At 58.1% G+C, this 17,003-nt stretch carries 10 protein-coding genes, 1 tRNA gene and 1 pseudogene; 4 read left to right on the forward strand and 8 right to left on the reverse strand.

The annotated features are described in order from the left end of the window. Positions 1-33: 33 nt before the first annotated feature. Both mfd and BVL55_RS09005 read right to left on the reverse strand, forming a co-directional pair. Entirely contained in the window at positions 34-3,546 is a 3,513-nt protein-coding gene (gene mfd / locus BVL55_RS09000; RefSeq protein ID WP_075996604.1) for a transcription-repair coupling factor, read from the reverse strand. Positions 3,547-3,549: 3 nt separating this feature from the next. Beyond that, positions 3,550-3,822 (reverse strand): FAD assembly factor SdhE, encoded by a 273-nt coding sequence (locus BVL55_RS09005; protein ID WP_075996605.1) that lies wholly within the window; start codon positions 3,820-3,822, stop codon positions 3,550-3,552. A 174-nt stretch (positions 3,823-3,996) separates the two neighbouring features. Here BVL55_RS09005 and recG point away from each other — a divergent pair. Next, positions 3,997-6,104: pseudogene (gene recG / locus BVL55_RS09010) on the forward strand (ATP-dependent DNA helicase RecG). An 18-nt stretch (positions 6,105-6,122) separates the two neighbouring features. Here recG and BVL55_RS09015 read toward each other — a convergent pair. The 3 genes from BVL55_RS09015 to glmU all read right to left on the reverse strand — a co-directional run bounded on the left by BVL55_RS09015 (position 6,123) and on the right by glmU (position 10,443). Further along, complete coding sequence (locus BVL55_RS09015; protein ID WP_075996606.1) at positions 6,123-6,869, reverse strand: DUF502 domain-containing protein; 747 nt, start codon at positions 6,867-6,869, stop codon at positions 6,123-6,125. Positions 6,870-7,054: 185 nt separating this feature from the next. Continuing rightward, on the reverse strand, positions 7,055-8,881 hold the full coding sequence (gene glmS, locus BVL55_RS09020) for a glutamine--fructose-6-phosphate transaminase (isomerizing) (RefSeq protein WP_075996607.1): 1,827 nt from the start codon (positions 8,879-8,881) through the stop codon (positions 7,055-7,057). 254 nt (positions 8,882-9,135) lie between these two features. Beyond that, positions 9,136-10,443 carry a bifunctional UDP-N-acetylglucosamine diphosphorylase/glucosamine-1-phosphate N-acetyltransferase GlmU gene (gene glmU, locus BVL55_RS09025; protein WP_342097694.1) on the reverse strand — a complete coding sequence of 436 codons (1,308 nt, stop codon included), beginning with the start codon at positions 10,441-10,443 and terminating at the stop codon, positions 9,136-9,138. Between the two features lie 196 nt (positions 10,444-10,639). Between glmU and BVL55_RS09030 the strand changes: the two genes are divergently transcribed. From BVL55_RS09030 to BVL55_RS09045, 3 genes are all read left to right on the forward strand, one after another. Continuing rightward, the gene (locus BVL55_RS09030) at positions 10,640-11,323 is read left to right on the forward strand and encodes a hypothetical protein (protein WP_075996609.1); all 684 of its coding nucleotides are present in this window, start codon (positions 10,640-10,642) and stop codon (positions 11,321-11,323) included. Positions 11,324-11,641: 318 nt separating this feature from the next. Continuing rightward, positions 11,642-11,717, forward strand: a tRNA-Lys gene (locus BVL55_RS09040). Positions 11,718-11,805: 88 nt separating this feature from the next. Further along, entirely contained in the window at positions 11,806-12,933 is a 1,128-nt protein-coding gene (locus BVL55_RS09045) for a tyrosine-type recombinase/integrase (RefSeq protein ID WP_075996611.1), read from the forward strand. 6 nt (positions 12,934-12,939) lie between these two features. Here the strand turns inward: BVL55_RS09045 and BVL55_RS09050 are convergent, their stop codons facing one another. The 3 genes from BVL55_RS09050 to BVL55_RS09060 form a co-directional block, all read right to left on the reverse strand. Beyond that, entirely contained in the window at positions 12,940-13,725 is a 786-nt protein-coding gene (locus tag BVL55_RS09050; RefSeq protein ID WP_156892489.1) for a DUF4760 domain-containing protein, read from the reverse strand. 279 nt (positions 13,726-14,004) lie between these two features. Next, the gene (locus BVL55_RS09055) at positions 14,005-15,078 is read right to left on the reverse strand and encodes a M48 family metalloprotease (protein ID WP_075996613.1); all 1,074 of its coding nucleotides are present in this window, start codon (positions 15,076-15,078) and stop codon (positions 14,005-14,007) included. Continuing rightward, positions 15,075-16,715: a type IV secretory system conjugative DNA transfer family protein gene (locus BVL55_RS09060; protein WP_075996614.1), complete on the reverse strand. Its 1,641-nt coding sequence runs from the start codon at positions 16,713-16,715 to the stop codon at positions 15,075-15,077. Before BVL55_RS09060 ends, BVL55_RS09055 begins: the two co-directional genes overlap by 4 nt. Positions 16,716-17,003: the final 288 nt, after the last annotated feature.

Genomic DNA, 17,003 nt, shown 5'->3' on the forward strand with positions numbered 1-17,003 from the left:
CCCGGAGCTGAATCACTTTGTGGCAAATTCCGGTCAAGCCGTTGCCATTGCAGCAAGTTTTGATGCGATCACGGCAGCGCCCTTGATCCGTTTTTCCGCTGTATCCCACTCCCTGGACAAAAACAGGCTTTGGTCGGGGCGCACCTTGGCAAGGCTGGATTGCTCACCGATCCATTTCAGCAGCGCCGCAGGATCGGAAAACTCGCCATTTCTGAAATGCACCACCAGCCCTTTGGGTCCTGCGTCGAGTTTTTCTATGTTGGCCTTGCGGCAAAGCGCCTTGATGAAGACCACTTTCAACAGATGATCGACGGCCTCCGGCAGCGGGCCGAAGCGGTCGATCAGTTCAGCGCCAAAGGCATCGATCTCGGCTGCCTCATCCAGATCGGCCAGCCGGCGGTAGAGCGACAGGCGCAACTGAAGATCGGGCACATAGGCCTCCGGGATCAGAACCGCTGCGCCAATGCTGATCTGCGGTGACCAGCGTTCCTGGCTGCCGGCAAAATCGCCCTGCTTCAGTTCGGCGACCGCTTCCTCCAGCATTTGCTGGTAGAGTTCATAGCCGACCTCGCGAATATGCCCTGATTGCTCTTCCCCCAGAATGTTGCCGGAGCCGCGAATGTCCAGGTCATGGCTTGCCAGCTCAAACCCCGCCCCGATGGAATCAAGCGATTGCAGCACCTTCAATCGCCGCTCTGCCTGCGGCGTCAGCGGTTTTCGCACCGGCAGCGTAAACAGCGCATAGGCCCGCGTTTTCGAGCGCCCCACCCTGCCGCGCAACTGGTAAAGCTGCGCCAGGCCGAACATGTCTGCACGATGAACGATCAGGGTATTTGCCGTTGGAATATCCAGCCCGGACTCGACGATGGTGGTCGACAGCAACACATCGTATTTGCCGTCATAAAATGCATTCATCACATCATCGAGCTGCCCCGGCGCCATCTGGCCATGAGCAATGGCAAACTTCAGCTCCGGCACGTGTTCGCGCAGAAACTGGGCCTGCTCCTCCAGATCGCTGACCCGCGGGCATACATAAAAGCTCTGCCCGCCGCGGTAGTGCTCGCGCAACAGCGCCTCGCGGATCACCAGTCCGTCGAACGGGGTTATGAACGTCCTGACCGCCAGCCTGTCGAGCGGCGCAGTGGTAATCAGCGACAGTTCGCGAACGCCGGTGAGCGCCAATTGCAGCGTGCGCGGAATCGGCGTTGCCGAAAGCGTCAGAACGTGAACATCGCCCCGCAATTCCTTCAGCTTTTCCTTGTGCTTGACGCCAAAACGCTGCTCTTCGTCGATTACCAGCAGGCCTAGCCGTTCAAAGCGGATGCTGTCGGCCAAAAGCGCATGGGTGCCGATAACGATGTCGATAGAGCCGTCGGCAATGCCCTTGCGGGTAGCCGCCAGTTCGCCGGAAGACACAAGGCGCGAAGCCTGGGCAATCTTGACCGGCAGGCCGGAAAACCGGTCGCAAAACGTCTGGTAGTGCTGGCGCGCCAGCAGCGTGGTCGGCACCACCACCGCAACCTGCTTGCCCGCAAGCGCCGCAATGAACGCTGCCCTGAGCGCAACTTCCGTCTTGCCGAACCCAACATCGCCGCAGACCAGCCGGTCCATCGGCGTACCTGCGGCCAGATCATCAAGCACGGCATCGATCGCCGCCTGCTGGTCTTCCGTCTCGTCATAGGGAAACCGGGCGACAAACTCGCCATAAAGCCCTTCGGGCGGTGTCAGCGGGTCGCTTTTTCGCAGCGCCCGCTCGGCGGCAATGGCGATCAGCTGCCCCGCAATCTCCAGCAGCTTCTTCTTCAGCTTCGCCTTGCGCGATTGCCATGCAACCCCGCCAAGACGGTCAAGCTGCACCTCCGTATCCGCCGACCCGTAGCGCGACAGCAGCTCGATGTTTTCAACCGGCAGAAACAGCCGGTCATCGCCCGCATAGCGCAGTTCCAGGCAGTCATGCGGCGCGCCCGCCGCCTCGATGGTTGCCAGCCCGGCAAACCGGGCGATCCCGTGCTCCACATGAACGACGATATCACCCTCAGAAAGGCTTGAGACCTCGGAGATGAAATCGCTCCCGCGGCGCTTTTTGGAACGCCGCACCAGCCGGTCACCCAGCACATCCTGCTCGGCGACCACCGTCAGGCCCGGCACCTCAAAACCGTGCTCCATGGCAAGCGGCGCAATGCCGGACAGCTGCGGTTTCAGCGCCTCAAGCGCGGCAAGACTTTCCACGTTCCGCAGGGCTTCCAGCCCGTGATCGGCAAGCAGCTTCATCATCCTGTCGGCTGAGCCCTCGCTCCAGGCTGCAAGCAGTACCCGCCGGCCCCGGGCTTTCTCCTCGCCCACATGCGCGGCGAGCGCATCAAACACATTGGCCCCGGCGGTCCGCTCGGTGGCAAAGTTGCGGCCCGGCCTGCCCTCAAGGTCGAGCACTGCACGCGCAGAGGTTTGCGCCGCCGCAAACGGGCTGACCTGGGTCAGGCGGGAAAGACAGGCTTCCGCCTCACCGCCTGAAAGGTAGAGCGTTTCCGGCGCCAGGGGCTTGTACGGCGCCCCCCCGCCGAGGGAGGTTTCCAGACTGTCTTCCAGCACGTTCCTGCGCGCATGATAATAATCCTCGATCTGCGCAATGCGGTGATTGGCAGCTTCCTGCGCTGCCTGATCGGCAAGGATCAAATATCCGGAAAGATAATCTTCAAGGGTCTCAAGCTGCTCGTAAAACAGCGGCAGCCAATGCTCGGTTCCGGCAAAGCGCCGCCCCTCGCTGACTGCCTGATACAGCGCATCATCTCGGGTTGCAGCGCCGAAAGCGGCAATATAGCCGCTGCGAAACCGGGAAACGGAGGCTTTGTCGAGGACAACCTCGCTCATCGGGGCAAGCGTCAGTTCTTTCAATTGCCCTGTGGTGCGCTGGGTTGAAAGGTCAAAACTGCGCAGCGACTCGAGGGTATCGCCGAAAAAATCAAGCCGCACCGGCGCCCCGGTTCCTGGCGTGTACAAATCGACGATGCCGCCCCGCACCGCATATTCGCCCCGTTCGCGCACCGTCGCGGTTCGCTCGAACCCGTTGATTTCCAGCCAGCGGACCAGCCCGTCCATATCGGCATTCTGTCCGGGCAGAAAGCGGCGCACCTGGCCAGCCAGCGCCGAACGCGGCACACAGCGCTGCACCAGCGCATTGATGGTGGTAAGCAGGACAAACGGCTTTCCGTCGTCTTCACGCGCAGCCAGCCGCCCAAGCGCTGCCACACGCTTGGCCGTCACCGATGCCGAGGGTGAAACCCGGTCATAGGGAAGGCAGTCCCATGCCGGCAGTTCGACGGTTTCAAGCCAGGGTGCGAAAAAGGCAAGGCCCGCGGCAATTTCCGGCAGTTTCTGGCCATCGGCAGCAATATAGGCAATGCCGGCAGGTGGCTGCCCCTTCCCCGGCTGCCCTTCTCTTGCAAGCTGGGCAAGCAGTGCGCCAACCGCACCGTCCGGCACGCCTGAAAAAGTCAGCGGCCGGTCTTCTGCCGCGATCTGCGCAGAGAGGTTTTGATCAAACAGCATGAATCAGCCCCGCGCGCGCCGCGCTGCCAGCGTGTCGGATAAAATGGCCTTGAACAACGGTCCGTCGATATGCTCCGGCACCGGTTTTTCACTGGTGAACCATGACAACAGATCGCGATCGGATTCGCCCATGATCACCTCGAACCGGTCGAGCTTTTCCGCATCGAGCGTCATGAGATGGCGCTCGGCAAAGCCGCCCAGAATGATGTCCATCTCCTTGATGCCACGATGGTTGGCCCTGTAAATCAACTGCTTGCGCCGGTTGGTGTCATCCATCGGTTTATCCCGGTTTGTTCCCGCATGATCACAGGCGATCGGCCCGGACACATGATTTGCGCCCAGACGCTGGTTTTCGGATCGGCTTTTAAATAACCGAAAGCGCTGGATACGCCAGTCCTTTCTTGTGGTTTATAATTGCAAACCGTCCAGCCGTCGGCCACACAGGTGATCATGCGCCCCAACCTTCTCAATTCGTTGTTTGCGCCGGTATCGAGCCTGGAGGGCGTCGGCCCGAAGATTGAAAAGGCGATGACCCGCCTGCTGCGCGGCAGCGAGCAGGCGGGGCCGGCAATTTTGCGCGATCTGCTCTTTCATCTGCCCCATTCGATCATCGACCGGCGCCGCCAGCCCGGGATTGCCCGTTCACCGGAAGGCGTCATTGTCACGCTCAAGGTGCGGGTTGACCGTCACCAGCCGCCCCCCAAGGCAACAGGCGCGTGCCTTATCGTATCTACGTTCATGATGAGACCGGTGAATTGGCGCTGGTGTTTTTCCATGCCCATACCGATTATCTTTCAAAGGCACTGCCGGTGGGCGAAACGCGGTATGTTTCCGGCCGGGTGGAGTGGTTCAACGGCCAGCCCAACATAGTGCATCCCGACCACATCGTCGATGAAGCCGGCTTCGCCGATCTGCCGCTGGTCGAGCCTGTCTATCCGGCAACCGCAGGCCTTGCCCAGAAGACCTTGCAGAAATCCGTTCGTGCTGCAGTTTCGCGCCTGCCGGACATGCCGGAATGGATTGATGCAGCACTGCTAAAGCGTCAGGGCTGGCCAGCCTTTGCAGACGCACTCAAACGCATCCATGCGCCAAGGGACGCGGTGGACATCGATCCCATGGCGCCCCACCGCCTCCGCCTTGCCCATGACGAGTTTCTCGCCGGACAACTGGCCCTGGCCCTTACCCGCGAAAAAATGCGCCGCACCGGCGGGGTGGTGCGCAAGGCCAAGGGAAAACTGGCGGCAGCCATTCTGGCCGCCTTCCCCTGGCCACTCACCACCAGCCAGAACCGGACGATCAAGGAAATTCGCGCCGATCTTGCCCAGCCTGAACGCATGCTGCGCCTGTTGCAGGGCGATGTGGGCTCGGGCAAGACGATTATCGCACTTCTGGCAGCTGCCGATGTGATCGAGGCAGGCGCACAGGCCGCCATCATGGCGCCGACCGAGATTCTCGCCCGTCAGCACCATGCCGGCATCTTGAAGCTTGGCGAAGCTGCCGGCATCCGCACAGCAGTGCTGACCGGACGCGAAAAGGGAAAACGGCGGGAGGAAATTCTCGCTGCGCTGAAGACGGGCGAAATCGACCTGCTGATCGGCACCCATGCGCTGTTTCACGGGCCGGTTGCCTTTCGCGATCTTGGTCTGGCTGTCATCGACGAACAACACCGTTTCGGCGTCCATCAGCGCCTGGCGCTCGGCAGCAAGGCTCCCTCAAGCGACGTTTTGGTGATGACGGCAACACCCATTCCGCGCACACTGGTCATGACCTGGTATGGCGACATGGCGGTCTCCCAGCTGACCGAAAAACCCGCCGGCCGCAAACCGATTGCCACCAGCGCCCTTCCCCTGGAACGGCTGGATGAACTTGTTGCCCGCATGGAGCGCGCGGTTTCAGACGGTCAAAAGATATACTGGATTTGCCCGCTGGTGGAAGAAAGCGAGGAAGTGGAGGCAACCTCCGCCCAACAGCGCCATGCTGCGCTGACAAAACATTTCGGCAACAGGGCCGGGCTGATACACGGCCGCATGAACGCTGCGGAAAAGGACGCTGCCATGGCAGCATTCGTCAACGGTGATACACGCATTCTCGTTGCCACCACCGTCATCGAGGTTGGCGTCGACGTGCCCGATGCAACCATCATGGTTATTGAACATGCAGAGCGCTTCGGCCTTGCACAGCTGCACCAGTTGCGCGGGCGGGTCGGACGCAGCGACCGCGATTCCCACTGCATCCTGCTTTACAAGGCGCCACTGGGCGAAGTTGCCAATGCGCGGCTCGCCATCATGCGTCAAACCAATGACGGCTTTCGCATTGCCGAGGAAGATTTGCGGCTGCGCGGTGAAGGCGAAGTACTGGGTGCCCGCCAATCGGGTTCACCCGGCTTCGCCCTTGCAAGTGCCGAACTTCACGGCGACATGCTGGAATTGGCGCGCAATGGCGCCAAACACGTCATGACGGCCAATGGAGAGCTTGAAGGCGAACAGGGCGCCGCATTGCGCGTATTGCTGTATCTGTTCGGACAGGATGAAGCGGTGCGGCTTATCCGTGCAGGTTAAGCAGCACTGTCAGAAGGACTATTCAGATGGCGGTTTGTTCTTGCCGCGCATGTTTTCCTCATGGGGCAGAAAGAGCGCCTTGAGCGGATTTTCCGTCTCCGCAGGCTTGCCGTCGGCCTTTGCCCGTGCGGCCAGTTCCTTCAGCTTGTTCTGGCTCTCGTCTGGCGCCACAAGCCCTGCCGAAATCACCAGCTTTGCCCCCTCCTCCACCGACATCCTGAGCCGGATGACATCTTCTTCCGGTACGAACAGAAGAAAACCGGACGTCGGGTTGGGCGTCGTTGGCAGAAAGACGCTGACGGTGGTCCTTTTGCGCCGCTTCAGCGTGCGGTCCACCTCACCCCGTGTTTCGGTAGCGATGAAAACAACCGCCCACAAACCTTTTCGGGGATATTCGATCAATCCCACATCCTGAAACGAAGCGGTCTGGTCCGAAAGTACCGTCTCGAAGATTTGCTTCAAGCCATTGTAGAGATTCCGCACCACCGGCATGCGGTTGAGGAGGTTCTCGCCCCAGCCCACAATCGAGCGGCCGATAAAGCTGGCCGTCAGGAACCCGACCACGCTGATGGTGAAGATGGCCGCAACCAGGCCGAACCCCGGCACATGAAACGGAAGATAGGTATCGGGATTGTAGATCGCCGGAATATACGGGATCACCCAGCTGTCGACCCATTCGATGAAGGTCCATATCAGATAGATGGTGATCGCCAGCGGCGCGGTGATGATGAAGCCGGTCAGAAAATAGGTGCGAATACGCGACATGCGAAGCCGAAATCCCGTTCAGGAAGGTGATGTTGTGCGCGCTACCGTCCTGCCTGCCCATGACTGAAGGCGCTGCCTTGAACTAGCCTAGAGTAAATCGGGATTGGACGAAATCGGAAAAACGCCATTGCGGGTTCATTTCGTCGGCAACAGGGTGCACCGCTGGTCACGAAACCGGCAACCGGTTACTCCACCGTCACCGACTTCGCCAGATTTCGCGGCTGGTCCACATCCGTGCCCATGGCGAGCGCCGTATGATAGGCCAGAAGCTGGACCGGAATGGCATAGACGATAGGTGTAAGGATTTCCGGCATATCGGGCATCACCACCACATGCTCGGCATCGATGGAGACTTCGCTGGCGCCTTTTTCGTCGGTAATCAGAATAATCCGCCCACCCCGCGCAGCGACCTCCTGCATGTTTGAAACGGTTTTCTCGAAGATCCGGTCATGGGGCGCGATCACCACCACGGGCATGGTTTCATCGATCAGTGCGATGGGGCCGTGCTTTAGTTCCCCCGCTGCATAGCCTTCGGCGTGGATATAGGAGATCTCCTTCAGTTTCAGCGCGCCTTCCAGCGCCAGGGGATAATTGGTGTCCCGGCCGAGATAGAGAATGTGGCGCACCTTGGCGAGGTCTGCGGCAATCTTCTCGATCTGCTTTTCCAGCTTCAATGCCTTGTTTGCATAGCGTGGTGCCTCGGTCAGCGCGCGAATGAGTTCTTTTTCTTTTTGTACATCGATCGCACCGCGTGCCTTGCCAACGGCGATCGCCAGGGAAACCAGCACCGAAAGCTGACAGGTGAACGCCTTTGTCGAGGCAACACCGATCTCGGGGCCAGCCAGGGTCTGCAGGATGGCATCCGATTCCCGTGCAATGGTGGATTCAGGCACGTTGACGATGGCGCCGATGTGCTGGCCGTTCTCCTTGCAATAACGCAGGGAAGCCAGCGTGTCGGCGGTTTCGCCCGATTGCGAGATGAACAGCGCCAGCCCGCCCTTCTTCAGCGGCATCTCGCGGTAGCGGAATTCGGAAGCAATATCGATGTCCACGGGAATACCGGCCAGCCGCTCGAACCAGTATTTCGAGATCAGTCCGGCAAGATAGGCGGTCCCGCAGGCTGAAATGGAGATGCGCTCCACTTCTGCCAGATTGAACGGCAGGTCTTCGCCGATCGTCGTCCTGCAATCGCCGAAATCAAGGTAATGCGACAGGGTGTGGGAGATCACCTCGGGCTGTTCGTAAATCTCCTTGATCATGAAATGGCGATGATTGCCCTTGTCGACCATCAGGCTGGAGCCGACCGAGCGCTGCAGGACACGTTCGACGGGATTGCCCTCCAGATCAAAAATCTCGGCCTTTTCACGGTGCACCACACACCAGTCGCCATCTTCCAGATAGGTGATGCGGTCGGTAAAGGGCGCCAGCGCGATGGCATCTGAACCCAGATACATCTTGCCTTCGCCGTGGCCGATCGCCAGGGGCGGTCCGTTGCGGGCACCGACGATCAGATCCTCTTCATCGCGAAACAGGATCGCCAGCGCAAAGGCGCCTTCCAGCCGCTTGATGGCTTCATGGGCAGCCTGCACCGGTTTCAAGCCCTGTTTGAGGCCGCGTGACACAAGATGGGCAACCACCTCGGTATCGGTCTGGGAGGAAAAGGAATAGCCGTCCTTTTCAAGTTCGTCGCGCAGCACACGGAAATTCTCGATGATGCCATTGTGAACCACCGCGACACTGTCGGAAAAATGCGGATGAGCATTGATCTCGTTGGGCACGCCATGGGTTGCCCAGCGGGTGTGGCCGATGCCCACGGTGCCCGAAAGGGGCGAAGCCTTGAGCCGGGCTTCCAGATTGACCAGCTTTCCTTCGGCGCGGCGGCGGTCGAGCTGGCTGTCTTCAATGGTTGCAACACCGGCAGAATCGTAACCGCGGTATTCAAGCCGCTTGAGCGCATCGACCAGAAGCGGCGCTACCGGCTCCGTTCCGACAATTCCAACAATCCCGCACATGTGTTTTCCCCGTTACTACCCGGATGGTCACGCTGCCGTAATGCCAACCCTGCCCTTGAGCGGGTTGATCTGCCAACCGGCAGCCAAACGATGGGTTGTTTGCCCTGCAGCCCTGTCTCCTATTAGCAAACAGGACTGCAAAAGCGCGTTCACTTTGCATTTCAACAGATTGCCGTTTGTAACAAAAACAGGTGAAGGCCGTCTTTTTTCGTTTGGTAAACGATTGGTATATCCGGCGGGCTGTCTCCTGTGGTTCAGCCCTTTTGCCTGTCGCGCTTGAACTGCTCATTGCGGGCGCGGATCGTGCGCGCATGGCCATCCTTGTTGACCTGGCGCCCCCGGGCAACCGCCATGGCATTGGCCGGCACGTCCTGGGTAATCACGCTGCCCGAGGCAATATAGGCGCCATCGCCAATGGAAACCGGCGCAACCAGCGCGCTGCCGGTGCCCACAAAGGCATTGGCGCCGATATCGGTGAAATGCTTGTTGAGCCCGTCATAATTGCAGGTGATCGTGCCTGCGCCGATGTTTGCAGCCGCGCCCACCCGCGCATCTCCGATATAGCTCAGGTGATTGATCTTGGCGCCAGCCTCAACGCTAGTATTCTTGGTTTCGCAGAAATTGCCGATCTTGGTCTTTTCCGCCATGCGTGTTCCCGGTCTTAACCGCGCAAACGGGCCAATGACCGCATGATCGCCGATTTCCGCTCCCTCAATATGGCTGAAAGCGCGAATGTGAACGTTGGCGCCAACCCTGACACCTGGGCCAAACCAAACATCAGGCTCGATCCGGCTGTCTGCCCCGATCACGGTATCGAAGGAAAAATGCACACTGCCGGGCGCCTGAAGCGAAACGCCGGCCTCCATCAGTTCGCGGCGTTTGCGCGCCTGCCACAAAGCCTCTACCCGGGCAAGTTCATTGCGGTCGTTAACGCCGATGAGTTCCTCCTCATCTGCCTGCGTCGCCACCACCTTGAGGCCGCGTTCGCGGGCAATTGCCACGCAGTCGGTCAAGTAATATTCGCCCTTGGCATTGTCGTTGCCGATTGCCTCAAGCAGTTCCAGCGCCTTGCTGCCGGACAGGCCCATAATGCCGCCATTGCAGAAGGTAATCTTGCGCTCCTCTTCACTCGCATCCTTGTCTTCGCGAATGGCAACCAGTTCACCATCTACTTCAACCAGCCGCCCATAGCCGTCCGGCTGGCTGGTACGAAACCCCATGACTGCGACCGCAGCGCCCTCTGCCAGCGCTGCCCGGAGCGGTTTGAGCGATTGCGGGGTGATCAGCGGTGTATCGCCGAACAGCACCAGCACATCGTCGTAGCCTTCGGCGATCGCTTGCCTTGCCGCCAGCACGGCATGGCCGGTGCCAAGGCGCTCTGTCTGTTCTGCAATGGTGACGTTATGCCCGCAACGGCGCGCTTCAGCGCCCACCTGTTCGGCCGCCCTGCCGACCACTACAGCCTGCGCCGTGCCGCCCGCTTCGCCTGCCGCCCCCATCACATGGCCCAGCAGGGAAAGCCCCGCCACTTCATGCAGAACTTTGGACCTGGCAGAACGCATTCGCGTTCCCTCGCCGGCCGCCAAAATAATGGTTAGGCAGGTTCTTGCCATTTTGCTTCTCCAGCGTTAACGCCTATTGCAATTGCATGGGGCTGCACAATGGGCCGTACTGCCTGCCAATGCGGAGTTTCCCCGCCTTAGCAGCAGCGGCCACCAACCGGCAACCCGGTTGCAGACAGGAAGTTCAAGTACATCCATGTCAGATTCGCCAGACAAGGAAAACAACGGGCGCAACACCGAAAATTCCACCCCGCAGGGCACCCTGCCAAAAGCAGGCGCCGGCGGCGCGGCTGCGGCCGGAAAACCGGGCCGCATTCCGCTTCCTTTCACCATTTTGACGCTTCTGCTGATTACCGGCATCACCCTGTTTGGCGTTCTGTTCGCCCTGCAGTTCTTTCATGCCCGCCCCCCCGCCGGCGCCGTGCCGAAAACCCTGTCCGGGCCCACCGGGGAAAACCCGGCAGAAACGCCGGACGATGGTGCGCCGGTTTCCATTCTTCCCGATGAACCTGCCGGGATAACCGTTCTGGAAAAACAGGCTGAAGCCGAGAAAACCGGGGAGGTCGCCCCCACTGCACCGATTGCCCAGGGTGCAGGCATTGCTACCGGCTTTGCCATGGATCTGGGCGCTGCCGACTCTTTCATTGAACTGACCCAGCGCTTTTCGGCGATTGTGTCCGAGAACGGCGAAAGCAACTTCCTGCGGCTGGAGCCGCGTGCTGTTCTGCGCGAGACCGTAACCGGGCTGGAAGCTCGGCTGCTGGTCGGCCCCTTCGACAGCGAGGCGGAGGCAGCCGATGCCTGCAAGGTGCTCATTCTGGGCGAAGGGATCGACTGCACGCCGCAGCCCTTTGAAGGCGAACTGATCGCCCGCCAGTAACCGGCAGCAATTCCGCCAATGGTTCTGCTTGCGGTTCTGCTTGCGGTTCTGCTTGCGGTTCTGCTTGCGGTTCTGCTTGTGGCCCTGCCTGTCATCCCGCTCGACACTTTGCCTGTTGCATTGTGTGCAGGGCCTTTTGCGCCACGCCCGAAGGCAGCCGATTTGATGCATGCATATTTTTTGGAACCGGGCGGATTTGCTATTGACCCCGCAAAGTCCCCCGCCTATTTTCCGCGCAATTCCGGCGGCCCACTGCCGGTTTTCCCGCACATGGTACCGCCCTCGCAGGCACCACCTGTCTGAACGGTACCGCCTTGGGAGCGCTTAGCTCAGTTGGTAGAGCAACTGACTTTTAATCAGTAGGTCCAGGGTTCGAATCCCTGAGCGCTCACCATAAAAAACAAGCACTTAGCCTTGTTTTCAGCCAATTTCTCCCCTTAAATGAGCCTCACACAGAACACACACATTTTAGGGGGCAATTCATGGAGTCCCACACGATCCTTGGCGGCAAAGTTCGCGTCTATCGGCGGCCCAACAGCAGCCGATGGCAGAGTGCAACCTATCTAAAGGGGCGCGAATGGCGGACCTCAACAAAAGAGAGCAGCCTCGCCAAAGCCAAGGAGATTGCGGAGGACTGGTACTTCACACTCAAAGAGAAAGACCGGACCGGCCAACTCAAACACGAGAACACCTTTGCGAGGGCTGCTGAGCAGTTTCTCAAGGAGTACGCTGTCATCACAATGGGTGAGCGAAGCGAGCGCTACACCAAAGACCACGCTGCCAGGATCAAGAACCACCTAATCCCCTTCTTTGGGCGCAAAGGAGTTTCGGAGGTAACTGCTGGCGCGGTTCAAGAATATCGGGTCATGCGCCTCACGCCGGAAGACGGTAAGAAAACGCCGAGCCGCAGCACCTTGCATCATGAGATCGTCACACTACGTCAGATCATGAAGACAGCTTTGCGGCACGGTTGGATTGATCATCTGCCGGATTTCTCTGCGCCGTACCGTACTTCCGGAAAGATAACCCACAGGGCATGGTTCTCCCCCGAAGAGTACAAGCAGCTTTACTCGGCGACGCGGGAACGCGTTAAGAAGTCGCAGGGCATGCGCTGGCAATGGGCAGCAGAGCAGTTGCATGACTTCGTGCTTTTCATGGCAAATACCGGTCTGCGGCCAGATGAAGCCAACCGGCTAGAATATCGCGATGTTGCGATTGAAGAAGAAGATGGCGAGCGCATTCTGGTGATTGAGGTTCGCGGGAAGCGTGGCGTGGGTTACTGTAAGAGCACCTCTGGTGCTGTGTACCCCTTTGAGCGGTTGGTAGCGCGCAACCAACCCGCCCCAACAGACAAGGTTTTTCCTGCCGACCACAAGAAGCAATTCAACAGCGTCTTGAATGAGCTCGATCTGAAGTTCGACCGTGAAGGCAACAGAAGATCGTCCTACAGCTTGCGCCACACCTATATCTGCCTGAGACTGCTTGAAGGCGCGGATATCTACCAGATCGCAAAGAACTGCCGTACGAGCGTAGAAATGATCGAGAAGCACTACGCGGTACATTTAAAAAATACGCTGGATGTACGAGCTATTAATGTGCGGCGGAAATAACAATAATCATATAAGAAAAAACCACATGGCAGAAATTGCTATTATAAATAAGATCAGCACCACCAAAAAACCACGCCTGAGCTTCCATATATTATTCCGCAAAATTACCCAATCCGATTTCAAATAAGATTCACTAAATGCCTTGTTGTACTCGCTTTCAGCGAGAAATTTTTTTCCTAGTATCCTATACAGGTAATACTCAAAATGAAAAAGCCCGTATGGAATCGAGTAAATCGGACGACCTAAGATTACCTCGGGTAGAAAAGATACTGCTCTATAACCTGGAAAATAATTTCTCAGGAATAGGCGCTCATAATGAATCGATGCATTTTTGTTTCCGTAGTGATCTCGGATATCGCTTATCACTGGAGATAGGGACATAAATGCGCAAACAATCCTAAATTTTTCAACCTTTATTATATAACTTTCAGATAGATAGCCTGAGGAAATTCCTACCGCCGCCCTTTCAAAGTGATTTATTATGTAGCTGATGTATTTTTTATTCTTAACTATTTGAGGGTGAGTGAGTCTTTTGCAGCAATCCTTTTGATCAAATATGTATTTTTCTATTTTCTTTAGGGATTTTTCTAATTCTTCGTTTTCCCTGTCATAAAAATCTGCGCTTTTTGAGTTTCGTAAATTTCGATTATCTCTTCGACCTGAGGCGATATATGCAATAGATGCCGTAACAATTGCACTCAAGAACGTGACAATTATTGCCCTACCTTCTTTGACATCTGCATCGCCGAAAGCAGCAAAAAAATTACTCAAAAAGCCCCCAATCTCAGACATAAAAAAATCCCCCCACACGAAAGTGGGAGGATTATGAATTCATCATTTCTTTGAATTCAAGTCTTTTTTGGTTTGCCTGGGTTCGGTTTTTCGTAGAGGTCATCCGGAATAGGCAACGCTTCTCTCATTTCGAATCTCCTTTAAAGATGGTTCTTACTTAACACCCCAGTATGAGATATATAAGGGAACATATCAAGAACAAATACAACTTTACCAACTATGACATTGGCCGGATTTAGTGAATAAATTCGAAAGACCAACGTCTGAATGAAATAGAATTTATGTTCCAAACGACATTTCTCCCCGGATATCAGCTGCAGGCTGCCCCGACTGGGCGGCCCCTGTCGCGGGTGGGTATGGGTACGACAGGGGCGCTGCGGCTGTCTGCGGAGCAGGTTCAGCCGGTAGGCTATTCTGATACGCTGGCGGACTGTCATTCGCAATGACGATATCCGTCTCCCTGTCCTCTTCCTGTGATGCCGCCAATTCGTTGAGCCGCTCGATCCGCGCTTCCAGCGGCGGATGGGTGCGGAAGAGACCTGAAGTCCGCCAACCGGAAAACCGTATCACCTCGTGCCTGTCCCTTAGATCGGGTTTTGCATCGTCTTCCCGGATCGCTTTAAGCGCACTAGCCATGGCTTGAGGCGTGGTCAGTTGCGCGCCGATGGCATCGGCAGTGAACTCACGTGCCCGGGAGAACCGCAGGATTTCCATCTCGGAAAGCGGCGTGAACAGCCAGCGGGCAAGGTTCTTGAGACCACGGAACACAAGAAAGAACGTCAACGCCTCCTGAACACCCCTCGCATAGGTCATGCGGGCCATGTCGTTATTGGCCACATGGGCCAGTTCATGGCCGATGACCGCATCCATCTGGTCCTGGGTCAGCTTCTCAATGGCGCCCTGACTGAAGGCGAGCAGCATGGCATTGGGTTCGGTGCTTGCCGCAAAGGCGTTGATGTCATCGGCTGGATACCAGCCGATATGCGGAATGGAGCCGAGGCCCAGGTCCGCCGCAAGTTCGTTTGTGCGCACCGCTACCGGGTGCGTATCGGAAAAGAAGGTCACGCCGGTCTGGCGGGCCAGACTACCCTTGCCGCACATGTTGCTGGCAAACAGCGCCCCGCCGACCAGCGCCCAGATGGGGACGATCACTGCCACCCAGGTAACGGCGTTTGCCGTACCGGCCAGGATGATCGGTCCGAGGATCAGCCAGCCCAGCGGGCCGGTAAACGCCACAGCAGTCATGGCTGCCGGCAGCGCCACCACGGCAGCCAGAACAGCACCGACAGCGGCCCCGGCTGTCAGAAGTGCAAGCGTGGGCAACAGCGGGTTCTTTTGAACAGTAATGCTCATGTCGCCCGCCCCTTAAGGACAGCATCGGCAAAGAACGGGGTGAGTTGCGTGGTGGTCTGGCGGATGTTCCGCATGAAGTGGATGGCATTTCGGCTATCGTTGTCTCCCGCCATGAAGGTCATGACCTCGTCCGGGGTCATGAGGTTGCGCCCGGCAAGATGCAGGTTCTCGCTGATGGAATAGGAAGCAGAACCCGATGAACCGCCCGAGGTGCTCGCCGACATATTGGGGATGTCATAGGCGACGGTCCGGTCTCCCAGATAATTGGAGATAAGCTGGGCGGTGAACGGATCATCCGTGCCGAAAAAGGTCTTGGTTTCCACCTGCAGGAAGCTTTTCCAGGTGGTGGGGTACTTCTGTTCAAGTGTCGGCAGGTCCTGCAGGAAGAACCACAGCCGCACCCGCTCGCTGGCATGGGTTCTGAGCGCGGAAACGAACCGCTCGTCGGCATCGAGCGCCAGAAACTCGTCCAGCACAAAGAGCACCGGGATATCCGGTTTGGCGCGGTTTTCCAGCATGGCGTTGAGTGCGGTGGCAAAGACCATCCGAACGAATGTGGAATAGGCGCTGATGCCCGCAAACGGGATCATCAGGTAGACGGTGATCGGGCGCTCCTTCAAGTCCCGGAAATCAAAGTCCGCGCGGCAGGTGGCGTTTCTCAAGCCCTCGCTGTCCCAGATACGCAGATGCTGGTTGATGGAGTCGACCACGCGCGGTTTGCCATGTTCCTTCGACTTGGTGAGGAAATTGTTGGCCGGATTGGTGATGGCATCGGGCAGATGGGGCTGGGTCATCTCCCGCATCAGTTCAAAAAGCTGCCGGTTGACCGAGGCCAGGTGATTGCGGACCGTGGACAGATGACGCTCTGCCTTCGGTTTGTGACAGGCCACATACTGGATGACGGCGGCCAGCAGCGTGATGGCCTCGTTATCGAAGAAGGCCTGACGCTGGTCTCCGCTTCTGGGAAAGATTACCTCGGCAAGGCTTGTAGCACTATCGCCGTCTGTGACCGACAGCAGCGGATTGAAGCTGTCGCTGAAGCTGCCGAGTGGCGGCAGGCCGAAAGGATTGAGTGCATAGACCGGCCCGACATTCTCTTCCCGCCATTTGCCGGTGGCGGCATAAAGCTCGCCCTTGGGGTCCAGCACCACGGCGGCACCCTTGTAGGTCAGCAGATTGGGAATGATCTGCATGGTGGACTTGCCGGTTCTGGTGGGAGCCACGGTCATCAGGTGGCCTTCCCCGTCCCAGGTGACCGGTCTGCCGTTGAAACGGCCGAGGCTGATACCGCTGCCGCTGTTGCCCGAAAGCAGTCCGACACGCTCCAGATCGCGCTCAGAAGCCCATGAGGCAGCACCATGGACCGGTGGCGGGTTGCGGCGCATCTCCCCCTGCCGTTCGCGTATGGCGTAGGCATTGCGGGCTTGCAGCAGAATGGGTTCGGGATCGCGGCCATTTTTGACGGCCTCAACCGCCGCATCGACGGTGATTGCGTCATAGCCTTCTTTCTGGAGGCGGCGCTTGAGGCCCCATCCGGCACTCATCCGCACGAAGCCCTGTCCGGCCTTGAAATACTTCACCAGATCGCCGCCGCCGATGCCGGTAGCATTCCTGAAATCAAACGGGTCGTTACTCAAGACCTTGTCCCCACACCCCACACTAGAAAACGAGACTAGCCAGCAACGTCAAAATGAGTCAACAATAGAGGGAGACAAAGCGTAGAGCGCACTTACAGGTTGCCGACATGTATTACATGTTCTGAAATAGCCGCCATGTCGGCAACCTGTAGCACTTTGGACCGGCAAGTCTGCACGGTCCAAAGCGCCGTGCGACAGGGGAGTCCCCCTGTACCCCCGAGCCGCGGTGTGGCCCGTGCAAATCTGGCACGGAAAGCGGAACGGGCGGGCGGAAAAAGAAGGAATGCC

Origin of the sequence: Salaquimonas pukyongi, from assembly GCF_001953055.1 — a bacterium.
Lineage (GTDB): Bacteria > Pseudomonadota > Alphaproteobacteria > Rhizobiales > Rhizobiaceae > Salaquimonas > Salaquimonas pukyongi.